Raw genomic sequence first — 15,184 nt, 5'->3', positions numbered from 1 at the left:
TATAAGCATATACTGCCGTACCTGAGAAGGTTAATATGGTGACATATTAATAAACTGGGGTGGCACCGCGGAAATGACCCGCCCCCAAGATGAAACGGATCTTGGGGGTGGGTTTTTATGTTGAATTCTATCCAGATTCATTTTTCCTGAATCACAACTAATCTTGCTGTAGGAGGGAAATGGAATGAATCGTGTAAAGAATGACAAACAGCGGTTTGCTTCTGTACTTTTGTTAGGAGCGCTTGCGATTTCTACAATTGGAGACTGGATTTTCCTGATTGCTTTAAATTTAATGATATTGAATAAGACGGGATCTCCTTTTGCCGTAACTATTCTATATTTATTAAGGCCTGCTGCTATGATAGTAACTAACATATGGGCGGGTAGCCTCGTTGATCGAGTCGATCAGCGAAACGCTATGATAGGATTAGACCTCTTTAGAGGGGCGCTTGTCCTCATTATTGCAACAACAACGAACATACCGTTGATCTATGGTCTTGTCCTATTCATGTATATGGCGAGTGCCATAAGTGAACCAACAACTTTATCTTATATGACAAAACTTGTACCAGTGGAGAAGAGGAAGCGTTTTAATGCTTGGAGGAGTCTGTTTGATTCAGGTGGTTTTGTATTAGGTCCTGCTATTGCGGGTTTATTATTCATGGTAAGCAGTTTAAATGGTGTTATTGCAATAAATGGCTTATCCTTCATTATAGCTGCTCTCCTCGTATTAAAGCTCCCCCGCATGAAGGTCTTTGAACATGAAATAGGGGGATCAGAAATGATTTCCATAAGCTTATTTCTAAAAGACTTGAAAGCCGTATGGCACTTTACGAAAAATTCTCGACGAATAATGGTGACATACTCTTTAGTTGGTTTGTTAATGATTGGGGCTACTGCTATTGACTCTTTAGAAGCGGCTTTTTCGAAACATGTATTATATCTATCAGATAAGGAATATGGATTTCTGGTAAGTGTAGCGGGGGCGGGGTATGTGTGTGGTTCATTAACTATTATCATATTGGCTAATCGCTTTGATAACCGCTTCATGATTTGGGGAGGAGCTATTCTTGTAGCTTGTGGATATGTAATCTATGGATATTCGACTATTTTTGTTCAAGCTGCAGTAGGTTTCTTTTTACTTTCCTACTTTATGGCTTTTGTTCAAACTGGATTTAACACTTTTGTACAACAATCGGTCCCAACCTTTATGCTTGGACGAGTTTCAAGTATGTATGGTTGGGTTGAGGCGTTCCTTGCAATAGTAGCAACTATTGGTATAGGGGTTGCAGCTGAAATGATTTCAATACAAGAATCTGTAACGGTTGCGACCCAATGTATGTTTGGAGTGGTTGTTATTCTCCTTGGTGCTTCTCTAATTCAAAAAGTTGCATCGCTCAAGTAAACGAATGCCACTATGCAAAGGAGGCTCTCTTAACAGAGAGCCTCTATTTAGATGAAGATGGTAATTCATATCGCTTACCAATCGTAATTCCATCGACTAAAGGAATTTCTTCGTCAATAATTCGCTGGATGGTCTGATCTGTTAATTCACCTGACTTTTTAACCGTTATACTTCTAGTTAAATAAGTTACTTGCTCAGCTGCGATACTTAAAGGAGGCTGTGTACCTTCTTTGTTACGGGTGATATAACTTGGATACATGAGACTTACAAAGCGTTCGTTTTTGGTTTGATTTTGAATTTCTAAATTAATTGTAAATGTAATCTTCTCCTCGTTCTCGTTTGTTACATGATAGGAAAAGTTTTGAATGGTAATCGGTTCATCTGACGTTTGAACTGTTGAGCACGACGAGAGAAGAACAGTAAGAATGATAAAAGCTCCTAGCCATTTCGTGTTCATAGAAAAGACTCCAATCTGATGATTCATATCCCCCCACTAGCAGGGGGATAAATCGTTTTCATTAAGAACACCCATCTCATTTATATGAAAATCGGTTCTATTATACATTATTATCTGTCCCTTATTGTGGCGCTGAGCCTTGGAATGGGAATATGGATACCAAAGCTTGAAGAGATTATGCGTAATTTTAAGCTTAGGGAATTTGAAAGAAGGAGTCAAGTTCAGGCTAAGGGTTTGGCTTTTAATCAAGAGTTTATAGATCTTACTTCCACGCCAGCAAAAGTGGTTGGTGATAACTACTCTAAAAAGCTCAAAGTTATAGAAACTTTGAGCTTTACTTTCATTTTATGGGACTGCTGAACTTTGGTCGAGGAGTGCTGAATTTATTATCCAGAAATAAGCTCACTGATCATCGTTAGTTTAGGAGGGGAATCGTATCCTTTTGTTGGTCTTTTTTAAACGACTGCTCAAAAAAAGGTTTGTGTTCCTCGTTATACTTTTGCTGGCTCTTCTTTTACGCTTGAGGTACGAATTTTAATGGCTTCTTGATATAAATTATTCGTTTGAAGTAAGTCTACTTGATGTTCTTTTATGACGACATCACCTTGTCTTCCGCTTAACGTGCCTTCGTGATAGGCAACTAGCTTAGTTTTCGACCCTAATTCTATAGGACTCCCTGGCTTTTCTGTCACATAGACAATATCTGCATCTTGAATACCAGCTTCGGTCACTCTAAAACCTAAACGAGACAATTTAGAAAGTTCATCTTCAGAAAACTGACTTCCTATAATGGCAAGTGTCTTAGGTCTTATAGTTGTTTTATCCCTGTATAAACTTGATTGCAGATGAATAGAGGGAGACTTGGCTGATGGTTTCAAATTCGAAAAGCCTGTTGCCTTCTGAATCGCATGCTCTAGGTCTTGAATTAGGTCCTGTGCTGATTCGAGTCCAACTGACAACCGAATTAAATCTTCTGTTACCCCTGTTTTCAATAGATCTTCGTGATTCAACTGCTGGTGAGTCGTCGAAGCGGGATGGATGATGAGGGACTTTGCATCTCCCACGTTCGCTACATGAGACCAAAGAGTGATATGGTCAATTACATTTCTTCCTTCCTCACGACCACCTTTAATACCGAAAACAATCATTGATCCTGCTCCCTCACCTAAGTACTTCTGTGAAAGAGGGTATGATGGATGTGAAGAAAGGCCAGGGTAGGAGACCCATTCAACACCAGGGTGGTTCTCAAGATAAGTGGCGATTTCTTTGGCATTTTCAACATGACGTTTGATACGCAAATGCAATGTCTCAAGTCCTTGTAGGAGATGAAAGGCATTATGTGGACTTAAGCAGGCGCCAATATCTCTTAGTAATTGAACTCTTAATTTAACAGCGAATCCTGCTGCTCCAACATCAAGGCCGTATCTGAGACCGTGATAACTAGCATCTGGTTCAGTAAAGCCAGGGAAGTTCTCATGATTCCAGTCAAATCGACCACCATCAACGACAACTCCACCAATAGAAGTTCCGTGACCTCCAATCCATTTCGTAGCAGAGTGAACGACAATATCCGCTCCATATGAAAGAGGTTTACAAAGGATAGGCGTGGCGAAAGTGCTATCCACTATTAGGGGGATGTGGTATTCATGTGCGATATCAGCTACAGACTCTATATCTAGCACATGTAGACTAGGGTTACCGATTACTTCAGCAAAGATTGCCTTTGTCTTTGGTGTGATGGCATCGCGGAATTGTTCAGGATTTGTACTATCGACAAATGTAACATGGATTCCGTACTTAGGGAGCGTTACGGCAAACAAGTTGTAAGTCCCACCATACAAGTTAGTGGATGCGACAATTTCATCACCTGCACTTGCGATATTCAAAATCGCTAGTGTAATAGCCGACATGCCGGATGATGTTGCTACTGCAGCCACCCCATCTTCTAAAAGGGCAACACGTTGTTCGAAGACATCAACCGTTGGGTTACCAAGGCGTGTGTAGATGTTGCCTGGTTCTGCTAGTGAGAATAAATTCTGAGCATGGTCTGTATCATTAAAGACATATGAAGTGGTTTGATAAATGGGTACAGCGCGTGAACCTGTTGTGGGGTCAGGTTGCTGTCCTCCGTGTAAACTAAGCGTTTCCTTTTGATATGATTGGGATTGATGAGTCATAACAATTCCTCCTTGGTTAAATGAATGTCTAGGAAAAATTGCCGTACAGGTTAGGGGGAGAGGGTATATAAAAAACCCCCTTCATAAGAAGAGGGTGTATGTAACAGTCCTCATCTTATCTTCCAGATCCACAGACCTGTAGGATGTAGCACCACTCAAGCACACGTTGCTTGAAGGTTGCCGGGCTTCGCAGGGCCTAGTCCCTCCGCCACTCTAGATAAGATATTTTTTTGTCTTTCATCGTAAGAGCTTGTTAAGAATTATAAAACAAAATGATGAGAACCGTCAATATATATTCAGATTATTTTATATATTTTGACTTTTAGTTGTATTTACATATTTTCCATTAAGCGTTTAGCGATCCGTCTATAATCATCTGCATCCACTCCAGGAGCAAATTGTTCTGGAATATCATCCAGGTCAGGAACAGGTGCTCCTTTAGGCGAACCTTCAATGACTTTTAATGGGGCGCCTGTTTCAGGATTTTGTCCTTTCCATATTTGTTTGACATCTTTGTAATCCGTATCACTAAAGGTGTATAAAATATTATCTAAACCTTGTTCTTCATATTTTTTTGCGTAATCGAATTTGGAGTTATCAAGGTTTGGAACGGGAAGCATTTTAGTAACATCTACACCTGTTGCGATCTCTAACGCTTTTGCATAAGCAACGACGTGAACCCCTCCACGGACTAGTAAATAACCAATCATTTCTCTAGCTGTAGGATGATCAGTCATCTCATAGACTCTCATTTTGTGAGTGCGAGCTCCAAGTTCTAAGAAGAAGTTGTGTAAGAGGTCTAACACTAGATTCCCGCTGTTAAATACATTATCCCCTGACCATGCGTTGCCCATTGAATCTCCGACTAACGCTGTTTGGGCCGTTGAGATAAACTGATACGTGTTACGAGCATCTTTGCCAGCTTGCAGGGGTGTAATGTCAGGCGGGCCTGGGAACGTATTATCTTTAGAGAGCAAGTTAATTGATGTTGTCACTAATTCTACATGCCCCATCTCCTCAGCAGTGATGCTTGCAACTAAATCGTAAAAAGGCTTTAACTTTTTCTTTCCACGGAAGTTAAAGGATTGGAACATATAGTTATTAAGTGTTGACATCTCACCGAACTTACCACCTAATAATTCTTGCACAGCAGCCATCGCGTTCGGATCACCATGCTCTGGAATTGGTAGTTCTACTAATATACGATTCTCTCGTTTAAACAAAAGAACGCCTCCTTTTTCAGTTTAGGAAGAGGGGAATACCCAAACGATTTGCTGAGTTCGAATGAAAAACGGGGTATTATTCATTTCTACTACGATATGGTCTGGAAGTACGTTTGTCAGCTTCCCTCGTACAGAGCCTTGTGTGGTTTGCACGGTAACCTGATTGCCCGTTACAGATTGAAGGGTTTGGTAAACATAAGGGTCATAAAATGATTGTAAGTATGAGGAGTTATCCATATGCTTCTCTCCTTTGTGATCATCTCTTCATCACCTTATGCCTGTTTAGGGTTGTCCTATCACCAATAGTTAGAGTAAGAAAGCTTAGTCTGTTCTTTTGTGCTTTACCTTGCTACAATAGGACATAATTCTAAGAAGAGTAGGTGAGCCAATTGGGAAAAACAATTCTGTTTGATGTTGATGGTGTTTTATTGAGTGAGCACAGGTATTTCGATGCTTCAGCCTTGACGGTGTGGGAGCTTATACATAGTGAGAATTATTTAGGCCTTCAATCAGATCGGTTCCATACAAATGTGACAGAGAGTGAAGTAGGAGAGCTTCGGGCAGAAGTTTTTCAGGATGATGAAGTTTTGTATCTTATTAAATCAAAAGGGATTAACGCGAACTGGGACATGGTTTACTTAACATTTTCTTTCCAACTCATTCGTTTGCTGTCAAAGTTAAGTGAGGCAAACGAGTCGTATGTAAAGAAAGTCCTTCAAGAGAAGACGTTAAATCGCGAGACACTCCAAGAAATTGGGGGAGAGCTTTATAAGGCTGGTATAGAACCAGACTATAAAACGTTTGTTCCAGTTATGAAAGAGGCAGAAGCAATGCGTGTTGAGTTACTCACGCATTTGAATCATATTGCTTATGAAATGACAGGGATTGAGACAATGGCATTTACTCGCAATAGTCAGCTTTGGGAACTTGGTAGAGAGACCTTCCAAGAGTGGTATGTAGGAGAAGGTTTAACAGAAAAATCCATTGGGCGCCCGGCTTATCAAAAAGGAAAAGAAGGGTTTGTCCATATCGAAACCCCACTAGCTACAATGGAAGAACTTGATGAACTATTTACGAAGCTTAAAGAAGAGGGCTATACACTTGGTATTGGGACAGGCCGACCAGCTCTTGAAACAGTTGAGCCTCTTGAAAAGCTTGGTATTCTTTCTTACTTTGATCGTAATCGTATGGCGACTGCATCTGATGTGTTAGAAGCCGAGCATAGGTACGGAGACAAAGCCCCGCTAGCGAAACCAAATCCATTTACGTATATGTTTGCTTGGTTAGAGCGTTCAAGTATTGAAGAAGCACTGGAGTATACGTTTACTGAAGAAGAGAAAGATTCAGTTGTAATTGTTGGAGATTCGTTGGCAGATGGACTAGCCGCGCAAAGCCTTGGCTGTCATTTTGTAGCTGTCTTAACCGGACTATCAGGTCAAAAAGCAAGACAGGAGTTCGAACAAAATAACCAGCATAACATCATAGACAATATAAAAGACCTTTACGAAGCTTTATAATCCAAATGCTTTAACAAATTAGTGCAATGATGCGTGCCAGACACCCTTTAGTGCTTTAGCGAAACAGTGGGTGTCTGGCACCGTTTAATACTTTAACTTGTTAACGGGTGCTGAGTTGATGGAACAAGGTTGTTTATTGTAGGTCATAGAGAAGAGAAGGTGTTCATAGAATAGTAGCGGAGGGGATTGTATGCTAGAGTTATTCTTATGGACATTGGCTAGCTTTATCGTGGTCATGGTAAGTAGCGCATTCGGTATACGGGAATTGTTTGTGAATGAACGTTGGTGGTGGCCGACTAGTACTCTCTTGTGTCTAACAGTATTGTGCGGAGCTATAGCAGCCTTAACTAGCCTATTTGCGTCGCAAATTATAGAACTAGACAAGCCCGCTGCAGGTTTATACTACACCGTTCGCATAGCGTTTGCTCTTAGTATTACTAGTTTTACGGCATATTTGATCCTTATGTTGAAAGTGGATAGGGAGCACTCCACATTGACGAAGGGATTGAGGCTTGTTGAAAATCGTCGCCAAAAGAAAGAGGGTGCATCTCAATAGATGCACCCTCTTTTTTTAACAAAATTGATCGTATGCGTTGGTTAAGTTTGCTACAATCTCTTCTACTTCATGGTCCTCAATCTCTTCGCGAGGGATAAAGTGAACGACTTGGCCTTTTTTCATAACAGCCATAGAAGGGGAGGATGGTTCATAGCCTTCCAAATACTCTCTCATACGATTTGTAGCTTCTCGGTCTTGTCCCGCGAAAACAGTTACAATGTGATCAGGACGTTTTGTGTGATTAAGTGATTCTTTCGCAGAAGGTCGAGCTAATCCTGCTGCGCAGCCACATACGGAATTAACAACGACAAGGGCCGTGCCTTCCATTTCGCTAACGAAAGCATCTACCTCTTCAGGAGTTGTGAGTTCTGTGAAACCCGCGCCTGTTAGTTCATCGCGCATCGGTTGAGCTACTTGTTTCATATATTCTTCATATGCGTTCATTTTATATTCCTCCTTAGAATCTTACTGTTCTTTTCTTGCCTGAGTCATTTGGTGCCATACAGAACCTTTTGCTTCTTCTCCGCCTTCAATGCGGCGAAGTGCCATTTTAGCTTGCATGCGTACTTCAAATTCTGAATCTTGAATGGCTTCTTGTAAAGCGGGGATAGCTGATTCATCACCAAGCTCGTATAAAAACATAGCTGCTCTCCAGCGTACAAGCTTATTTTTATCCGATAATGAAGCGATCATCTCAGGCATGGCTTCCTTGAATCCTAAATCAGATAAACAATCTCCAGCTGTACGACGAACGGTTACAGATTTATCTTTTAAAGCTTTGTAAAGATAAGGAAGTACTTCAGGTTCTTCAATCATTCCTAAATAAGCAGTTGCAAGGCGGCGAATAGAAGCCTTCTCATCGTCTAGCGCTTTATCTAATACAGGGAGGTCATTATACGTTGGATTCATACGGTCGAGTGCAGCATAGCGCACTTTCCAATCTGACTCATCTAACGTTTCAAGCGTTACTTGTTTCGCTTCTTCGTGACCCGTTTGAACTTCACCTGCGCCATCTTCAAAAGCCTGTTCTACTAATGACGCTAGCCGATCCTCATCGTAGCTGGCTGAAATCTCCTCAGTGATCTCTTGTCCAACTTCTTCAGGGTCACCGTAACGAGGATTTTGTTCAACCCATTTTCGTTCCATAACCATATTAGGTGAGGCAGGAGAAGCCTTCATGGCTGCGTTCATAAATCTCTCTGGAAGTCCTACTCGTTGCTCGTTATCGCCTTCTTCAAGCTTAATCTGCATTGGAATTCCACGAAACATTTGTATATAAACGTTTACTTCTCCAAATGCCTCTGTATCTGGTGCTCTTTCATCAGTCTCTTCCATAGGTTGTTCGACTGAGCCAAATACAGAACGTACTGCAGGTAGTATATGTTCCCAAGCGTGCTTAGGATTTCGATCTAGTGCAATAAAGTCTGAAACATGATATAGACTTTTTACCCCTTCAATTGCAAATAGTTGTTGAATGTAATCCGGCGCATCTGATGGATCATCGTTTCTTTTATAGTTTCTCGATTCTCCGTCAGCTAATTGTTCATTCAAGTTAATCTTCATTGAATTGGGGCTTGGTGTCGGTTCAATTGACACAATATTCATTTTGATGTCCCCCTTACTCGTATACTCTTTGTTGATTTTAACAAACACAGCCAAGGAGTTCCATTATTGCGTCTGATTCTTTGTAAAAGAAGAGGAGGTATGGTTATAGCTTTACCGGGTAGAGTAGATATGAACACAGTTTAAAAAAGGTGCTTAGGACCAGAAAAAGGAATCCAAGCGACCTGAAAAGAAAAATTGGCACAAAACGAACGAAGCTGCTCAGCTTTTTATCAAAGAGAGCAGCTTCGTTTATTTATAAATCTATATTTTTGGCTGAGTGAATATGGCCAACTTGAAGCAGTTCTCCTAAGACCTCTTCAGAGAGAGCTTTGTCGATCGTTAACATCATAATCGCTTGACCACCAACTTGTTTACGACCAACTTGCATGGTTGCGATGTTTATTTCATGCTTCCCTAGTAAGCTACCAACATGACCGATGATTCCGGGCACGTCTGTATGTTGAATGTAGAGGAGACGATCAGTTGGTGCGATGTCGATCGTATACTGATTCACATGAACAATACGTGGCCCTAAACCATCAAATAAAGTTCCGGCTGCGCTGTATTCTCCTTCGTCTGTTGTTAATGTAACACTAATTAGACCAGAATAACCTAGACTAGCCGTTGTGTTCTCAACGGAGTAGCTTAAACCATATTGCTTGGCGAGGTGAGTTGCATTTACTATATTCACCTTTTCACCGAGGTAATGGCTAAGCAATCCTTTTACAAAAGTGCGGGTTACAAGCTCTGTATTGAAATCAGTCAATGTGCCTGCATAGCTGATCTTGATGTGTCTTGGAGGTTGTTTGGCGAGCTGAATCATCATTTCCCCAAGTTTCTCACTTAGTAAGTAGTAAGGCTCAAGAATTTTTCTCGTTTCGTCGTTAACAGCCGGCATATTGACGGCGTTTTGGAACGGTTGATCTGATAAAATATTCAAGATTTCTTGACTCACATCTTCTGCTACATACAATTGGGCTTCAGATGTCGATGCGCCTAAGTGAGGGGTTACGATAACTTCTGGTTTACCGACGAGCGGGTTATCTGTTGGTGGTTCTTCTTCGAACACATCCAAAGCAGCTCTTGCCACAATTCCTTCATCAATGGCTTCAAGGAGAGCGGTCTCATCGATGATACCGCCGCGAGCGCAGTTGACAATACGAACGCCTTTTTTCATTTTTTGAAATGCACTCTTATCAATTAAGTGGTGCGTTTCCTTAATGAGCGGTGTGTGGACAGTAATGAAATCTGCATTTTCATAAATTTCATCCAGGTCACCTTTTTGGATGCCTATTTGAGAAGCTCGTTCTTCTGTTAAGAAAGGATCGTAGCCGATTACATTCATTTGAAAAGCTTTCGCCCGTTTTGATACTTCTGTTCCGATTCTTCCCATACCGACTATGCCAAGCGTCTTTCCTTTAAGCTCAACGCCTTTATACGTCTTCCTATCCCAATTTCCCTCTGTGAGTGCTTTATGAGCTTGAGGGATGTTTCTTGCCGAAGCCATTAGCATAGCGAAAGTGTGTTCACAAGTGGAAATGGTATTTCCGTTCGGTGCGTTGACTACTATAACTCCGTGTTCGGTAGCAGCTTCAAGGTCAATGGTGTCAACACCAACACCAGCTCGACCGATGACTTTTAAATTTGTGGCACTTTCTAAAATCTCTTTTGTTACCTTTGTTTGAGAACGTACGATGAGACCGTCATATTCTGGAATCGTTTCCTTTAACTCTTCAGGCGATAGGTCAGTTTTTTGATCTACTTGGACTTGATCAGAATCTAGAAGCGCTCTGATTCCGTCTTCACTAATTGGATCACTTACTAATACTTTAAACATGTTTAACATACACCTCCTGGGCTGCTTTAACGCCTGCACCTAGTTCAATATCTACACCAAGTTGTTGCAAGCCAATTTCAATCATAGATAGCGTTGTTAGGACATCGGCTGGGGAGCAGTATCCCATGTGACCGATTCTGAATATTTTCCCTTTTAATTCTTTCTGGCCGCCTGCTAACGTTAACCCGAATTGTTTAGAGAGAAGGCTCCGAAGTTCATCTGGTTTAAACTGCTCCGTTTCTCTAACAGATGTCACGGTAGGGGAGGCATCTTCTTCGTTTGTAAGAAGCGGTAACCCAAGCGCTTTAATTCCAGCGCGTGTCATGTCTTTCATAATTTGATGGCGGTCGAAGACATGTTCAAGCGTCTCCTCCTCCATCATTTTACTTACTTCCTGAAGCCCTTGTATTAAAGAGACAGCAGGTGTATAAGGAGTCATACTGTTCTCAAGCTGCTTTTGATAGGCTTTTATATTTAAATAGAAAGATGGATTCCCTTCTTCAAGCTTTGCTTCAGCTCTTTTACTTAAGGCAACAAATGATAACCCTGGTGGCAGCATCATTGCTTTTTGTGATCCTGTGACAAGGACATCCAAATTCCATTGATCCATATTACCCGGTACTCCTCCGATACAGCTAACCCCATCTACTAAGACAAGGGCCTCGCTATATTGATGAACAGTTTGAGAAAGTTGTTGAATAGGGTGCATGACGCCGGTTGAGGTCTCATTATAAGTTAACAGAACTGCTTTTGCATCCTGATGTTCCTTGAGGGTACTCTTAAGTTCTTCAGATGTAACAGAGCGACCCCATTCAATTTCTAATCGATGAGTGTTGTAGCCATTATGTTCACATACATTTGCGAAGCGGTCTCCAAATGCTCCTGCAACAACTACGATTACCTTCTCCCCTTTAGCGACTGTATTCGTAACAGCTGCTTCTAGGGCTGCTGTTCCGCTCGCAGTCAGAGTATAAACAGGTTGAGATGTTCCGAAAATAGGCTTTAGACGTTCGCTCGTATCCGCAAATAACCTAGCGAATGACGGGGAGCGGTGTCCAATCATTGGTTGGTTCATCGCATGTTTGACGCGATCTGGAATTGGTGTTGGTCCTGGAGCTCGAAGAAATGTTTGATCTTGTAGCATTTGAAATCCCTCCTGTGTATTTAAGGTAAAATAAAAACGCCCCTTGCTAACGTATTGCTAGCAAGGGGCGTTGTCATTAACGCGGTACCACCCTTTAATAAACGACAAGCGTCGTTCTCTCATTTGGTATAATTACCAGTCTGATAACGGTTGACGCCGAGTGTGCCTACTCTAGGTTTCGGACACTAGTTTAGAAGGGCTACCCATAAACTGTGCCGTCGATTCTCACCTACCATCGACTCTCTGAGGGTCACAAATTTATGTTGGTCTTCATCATTACTTTTCCTTATTTTTTAGAAGTTTAGCACGTTAAATCGTCTCTGTAAACAGAAAAGTTCTACTATTTAAATTTATTCAGGAGGTCTTGATATCGGGGCGCCCATATCCTGAGCAAGTAATACAAGGGACTGGTTAATGCGCCAAATGTAGTAGAGCTTGTACACGAAAATACGTTTTGATAAATCGTTATCCTGGTCAGGATAACGTTCAATACGCTCACGATCGTGTTCTAAATCATAGATGACCTGATGTCGTTTCGTGCGTAACATCTCACTAATTGCTGCAATATTATGATTAACGTGAGCTTGAATGTGGTCAATGGTTTCTTTTAATTCAGGATCGATCGTAGGTGCTTGTTCTCTAGTCGCATTTAAGTGTTTCGCATAATAATTCGTAGCTACAAGAATCGTTAACCATCTTTCGATATCAGATCTTGAGAAACGTGCTGGACGTTTACGGATAGATTCAGAGTCAATCTTGAATTGGTGAAGAGATTGATCAAGCTCGAAGGCAATTTCAGTCAAGTTTTCGGTCGTGTTTTTCCCTTTCAGGCCCATTAAATACGTTTCAATGTACTGAGACAAGGAATCTAAAAATGCAATGGTCGTATCCGTTACTTTTTCTCTCGTTTTGTTCGGCAGTACTAATGCGCTAGAGAAGAATCCAATATATGCACCTAGGAATGTATCGAATACACGCGCTAGCAATAGGTGATACGTAATTCCCCCTAATAATAGGTCGTATAGCATCGCGATAATCATGGTAATCCAGAACATCGCCAGAGAGTAGGAGACATTAAATAAGTAAAACGCCATAAAAATGCATAAAAAGATAAACGCAACCTGCCACGTGCTATGGCCACTTAGTACTAAAGAAACTCCGAAACCAACAATCGCACCAGCAATAGTACCAATTGTACGTTCATTTGCTTTAATAAAAGTTCGTCCGACCGTATCAGTTCCCATAAATACTATAAAGGCTGAAAGTAAAATCCAGTACTGATGTGTAGGTGTTAATAAATAACCAAGCGCAATGGCTAAGGCACCTGCTAGTAGAGCTTGAAGTGCTTTTTTGGTCGTAGGCTCAAGTCCTTCTTGTTTCTCATCTTGAGAGGGTTCCCCTGTTGGTTCCTCTTTATTTGTCCGTTCTATATTCTTGTGGCGAACTTCATGAAGTTCAAATGCCCCTTCAATGACGTGGTTTGCCATCGTATTCAGGCGGCGTAACAAGAATAACCACTCATCATACTCTTGTTGGTTAATTTCTTGAGCAACTGTTCGAAGTTGCTGTACACTCTTTTCAGCTTCTAAAAGCTGTTCTAAGACATCATGGTGGCGCAAAACCTTAACGTTTTTGGTTGATTGGATTAATTGTACAAGGGCATTCTGTACATCGTTATGACTAATTGCTTCTTGTTCTTTAAGTTGCTTAATGGTAGGTGTTAAAGTTTCCATTAGCATTTGAACATCAAACACATAAAGCCGAAGTTGATTTGCTGTTATTCCTTCCCATACATCGTAGGGGTCTACGTCGCCTAGTTGTGATGATATATTGCGGGCATATTCATTCAACTTTAAAACATTGCGGTTTAAGTAACGTAGCTGACTTTCATCCTCATCAGGATGTTGAATAATATGAATCACCCTGGAGAGAATCAAGTTTGTTTGAATGTGGAAGGACGTCATGCTTCTTTTTAGTACATTTTCAGGCTTATTCTTGAGTACAACAAACTTATAGAAGTATGCATAAAACACACCAATAGCTATACCAATGAAGTATATTGGCAAATCGTTAAATTGAACATTTAAGATTGTTGAAAAATAAATCGAGATAAAACCAATCATGTTTAGTGAGAAGTATCGGGAGCCGTAACGTGATAGATAAAAAGCTAAAAATACAACGCTCAAGATTGCAACATCTGATAGGTGGAAGTAGGAAGAGGTCCAGGCCCCGATAGTAAGTGTTATTCCACTTGATAAAGCGAGGAGTAGCGTTGTGACTTTTTGCTTTTGACTCGTATCGTCAAATACAGCAAAGACACCTAAGAGCCCTACAATTCCGGAGAAGATCGGAACGGTAATTAAACTGTAATCGAGCCAATCTAGTAGAAGATTTGTAGTGAGTACAGAGGAAATCACGCTTAGCGTGGCCTTTGCTGCATTGACTAGTCGGGTCAGACCAGGATCTGCCGCCGTAATTCTTGCAAGCCAATGTAGTAAGGTTTGATAGAGAGTCTGTTTCATTTTCATATTGTTATCATAAACGATTCAGCGCGCTTCATCCAATCCAAATGCCTTATTCGGTAGAATTCTATCTATTCTGTTAATTCGATGAAGGAACTGTGAAGGTTTTCGTTCATTTTTAGTAGCCCATACTAAACATTCTCTGAAGAATTAAAAAAGACATTGCTTTGAACAATGCCTTTTTGGGGGATCATAGAATTAGTCTTCATCGATCGTAGTTTGTGTTGGGTGTGTAGCTTTTTTCATTTCTTCCTTTGACATTACATTATCTTGGGCTCCAAGTGCCTCATTGTACGGTTTTCCTTTTTGACTACCTTGCTTTTTCCCTTGCTTATTCTTATTCGACATCGTCACGCCTCCTTTACGCCCATTAGTGTATCTCTCTTAGGAAAGTTCTATGCCTCAAAGTAAATATGGTAGTGCAAAGCACATCCTTCATTCCATGCATGTTTACAGTGGGGGCAGGTGAAAGGGGCACTTAAATAGGTGTTAATTGAGAATTGCGATTGACAATGGCCACAAAGTATAGCTGTTTCTTCGAACTTTGTTTTTGGCCAGCGACGAATAGGATGTTCACAAGTCTCATCATGACATTTATAACAAGGGTAATATGTACGGCAGCAATAAAATTTAATCGCAACAACGTCTTTACTAGTGTGGTAGTGCACACAACGCGTTTCTTCATCAACGATTTGACCGAAAATCTTAAGGGGTGAGCTCATTTTACAAACCTCCTTTTTT

14 protein-coding genes, 1 riboswitch and 2 other annotated features (1 of these 17 running past the window's edge) are annotated in these 15,184 nt (G+C 41.0%); of the genes, 3 read left to right on the top strand and 11 right to left on the bottom strand.

The window, feature by feature from the left end:
- Window positions 1-89: a binding site (T-box leader), on the top strand; it begins 160 nt to the left of the window's first position.
- Window positions 90-184: 95 nt separating this feature from the next.
- Window positions 185-1,405, top strand: a complete 1,221-nt coding sequence (locus N780_RS02820; protein WP_036779739.1) for an MFS transporter — start codon at window positions 185-187, stop codon at window positions 1,403-1,405.
- A 43-nt stretch (window positions 1,406-1,448) separates the two neighbouring features.
- Here N780_RS02820 and N780_RS02815 read toward each other — a convergent pair whose 3' ends face one another.
- From N780_RS02815 to N780_RS02795, 4 genes are all read right to left on the bottom strand, one after another.
- On the bottom strand, window positions 1,449-1,889 hold the full coding sequence (locus tag N780_RS02815; protein WP_156969060.1) for a hypothetical protein: 441 nt from the start codon (window positions 1,887-1,889) through the stop codon (window positions 1,449-1,451).
- A gap of 464 nt (window positions 1,890-2,353) precedes the next feature.
- On the bottom strand, window positions 2,354-4,039 hold the full coding sequence (locus N780_RS02805) for an O-acetylhomoserine aminocarboxypropyltransferase/cysteine synthase family protein (protein ID WP_036779731.1): 1,686 nt from the start codon (window positions 4,037-4,039) through the stop codon (window positions 2,354-2,356).
- A gap of 112 nt (window positions 4,040-4,151) precedes the next feature.
- Window positions 4,152-4,263: riboswitch (SAM riboswitch) on the bottom strand.
- Between the two features lie 108 nt (window positions 4,264-4,371).
- Window positions 4,372-5,262 carry a manganese catalase family protein gene (locus tag N780_RS02800; RefSeq protein ID WP_036779729.1) on the bottom strand — a complete coding sequence of 297 codons (891 nt, stop codon included), beginning with the start codon at window positions 5,260-5,262 and terminating at the stop codon, window positions 4,372-4,374.
- Between the two features lie 21 nt (window positions 5,263-5,283).
- Window positions 5,284-5,499: a YuzF family protein gene (locus N780_RS02795; protein WP_036779726.1), complete on the bottom strand. Its 216-nt coding sequence runs from the start codon at window positions 5,497-5,499 to the stop codon at window positions 5,284-5,286.
- A gap of 152 nt (window positions 5,500-5,651) precedes the next feature.
- On the opposite strand from N780_RS02795, the gene N780_RS02790 reads away from it, so the two are divergent.
- Together N780_RS02790 and N780_RS02785 are read left to right on the top strand one after the other, a co-directional pair.
- Window positions 5,652-6,779, top strand: coding sequence for an HAD family hydrolase (locus N780_RS02790; protein ID WP_036779724.1), 1,128 nt, complete (start codon window positions 5,652-5,654; stop codon window positions 6,777-6,779).
- 190 nt (window positions 6,780-6,969) lie between these two features.
- Window positions 6,970-7,335 carry a hypothetical protein gene (locus N780_RS02785; RefSeq protein ID WP_036779721.1) on the top strand — a complete coding sequence of 122 codons (366 nt, stop codon included), beginning with the start codon at window positions 6,970-6,972 and terminating at the stop codon, window positions 7,333-7,335.
- 15 nt (window positions 7,336-7,350) lie between these two features.
- On the opposite strand, the gene N780_RS02780 is transcribed toward N780_RS02785, so the two are convergent.
- The 7 genes from N780_RS02780 to N780_RS19395 all read right to left on the bottom strand — a co-directional run bounded on the left by N780_RS02780 (window position 7,351) and on the right by N780_RS19395 (window position 15,165).
- Window positions 7,351-7,779 carry a BrxA/BrxB family bacilliredoxin gene (locus N780_RS02780; RefSeq protein ID WP_036779719.1) on the bottom strand — a complete coding sequence of 143 codons (429 nt, stop codon included), beginning with the start codon at window positions 7,777-7,779 and terminating at the stop codon, window positions 7,351-7,353.
- Window positions 7,780-7,800: 21 nt separating this feature from the next.
- Complete coding sequence (locus N780_RS02775) at window positions 7,801-8,940, bottom strand: conserved virulence factor C family protein (RefSeq protein WP_036779717.1); 1,140 nt, start codon at window positions 8,938-8,940, stop codon at window positions 7,801-7,803.
- Window positions 8,941-9,193: 253 nt separating this feature from the next.
- Window positions 9,194-10,777: a phosphoglycerate dehydrogenase gene (serA, locus tag N780_RS02770; protein WP_036779714.1), complete on the bottom strand. Its 1,584-nt coding sequence runs from the start codon at window positions 10,775-10,777 to the stop codon at window positions 9,194-9,196.
- Complete coding sequence (locus tag N780_RS02765; RefSeq protein WP_036779713.1) at window positions 10,770-11,921, bottom strand: pyridoxal-phosphate-dependent aminotransferase family protein; 1,152 nt, start codon at window positions 11,919-11,921, stop codon at window positions 10,770-10,772. The genes serA and N780_RS02765 overlap by 8 nt, the downstream gene beginning before the upstream one ends.
- 60 nt (window positions 11,922-11,981) lie before the next feature.
- Window positions 11,982-12,207: a binding site (T-box leader), on the bottom strand.
- A 64-nt stretch (window positions 12,208-12,271) separates the two neighbouring features.
- Window positions 12,272-14,449: an FUSC family protein gene (locus tag N780_RS02760; protein ID WP_052114845.1), complete on the bottom strand. Its 2,178-nt coding sequence runs from the start codon at window positions 14,447-14,449 to the stop codon at window positions 12,272-12,274.
- 192 nt (window positions 14,450-14,641) lie between these two features.
- Complete coding sequence (locus N780_RS20010) at window positions 14,642-14,791, bottom strand: hypothetical protein (protein WP_198135819.1); 150 nt, start codon at window positions 14,789-14,791, stop codon at window positions 14,642-14,644.
- Window positions 14,792-14,838: 47 nt separating this feature from the next.
- Window positions 14,839-15,165 carry a CHY zinc finger protein gene (locus N780_RS19395; RefSeq protein WP_084599276.1) on the bottom strand — a complete coding sequence of 109 codons (327 nt, stop codon included), beginning with the start codon at window positions 15,163-15,165 and terminating at the stop codon, window positions 14,839-14,841.
- Window positions 15,166-15,184: the final 19 nt, after the last annotated feature.

The sequence above is a fragment of the Pontibacillus chungwhensis BH030062 genome (genome assembly GCF_000770675.1).
GTDB classification, from domain to species: Bacteria; Bacillota; Bacilli; order Bacillales; family BH030062; genus Pontibacillus; species Pontibacillus chungwhensis.
Note: the sequence above shows the minus strand (reverse complement) of the source record. Positions and strands in the feature narration are given on the sequence as shown.

Excerpts from the sequence above, each read along its gene's own strand:
- N780_RS02780 (WP_036779719.1), bottom strand. The coding sequence starts at position 7,779 with ATGAACGCATATGAAGAATATATGAAACAAGTAGCTCAACCGATGCGC.
- N780_RS19395 (WP_084599276.1), bottom strand. The coding sequence starts at position 15,165 with ATGAGCTCACCCCTTAAGATTTTCGGTCAAATCGTTGATGAAGAAACG.
- N780_RS02815 (WP_156969060.1), bottom strand. The coding sequence starts at position 1,889 with ATGAATCATCAGATTGGAGTCTTTTCTATGAACACGAAATGGCTAGGA.
- N780_RS02795 (WP_036779726.1), bottom strand. The coding sequence starts at position 5,499 with ATGGATAACTCCTCATACTTACAATCATTTTATGACCCTTATGTTTAC.
- N780_RS02775 (WP_036779717.1), bottom strand. The coding sequence starts at position 8,940 with ATGAATATTGTGTCAATTGAACCGACACCAAGCCCCAATTCAATGAAG.
- N780_RS02785 (WP_036779721.1), top strand. The coding sequence starts at position 6,970 with ATGCTAGAGTTATTCTTATGGACATTGGCTAGCTTTATCGTGGTCATG.
- N780_RS02765 (WP_036779713.1), bottom strand. The coding sequence starts at position 11,921 with ATGCTACAAGATCAAACATTTCTTCGAGCTCCAGGACCAACACCAATT.
- N780_RS02820 (WP_036779739.1), top strand. The coding sequence starts at position 185 with ATGAATCGTGTAAAGAATGACAAACAGCGGTTTGCTTCTGTACTTTTG.
- serA (WP_036779714.1), bottom strand. The coding sequence starts at position 10,777 with ATGTTTAAAGTATTAGTAAGTGATCCAATTAGTGAAGACGGAATCAGA.
- N780_RS02760 (WP_052114845.1), bottom strand. The coding sequence starts at position 14,449 with ATGAAAATGAAACAGACTCTCTATCAAACCTTACTACATTGGCTTGCA.
- N780_RS02805 (WP_036779731.1), bottom strand. The coding sequence starts at position 4,039 with ATGACTCATCAATCCCAATCATATCAAAAGGAAACGCTTAGTTTACAC.
- N780_RS20010 (WP_198135819.1), bottom strand. The coding sequence starts at position 14,791 with ATGTCGAATAAGAATAAGCAAGGGAAAAAGCAAGGTAGTCAAAAAGGA.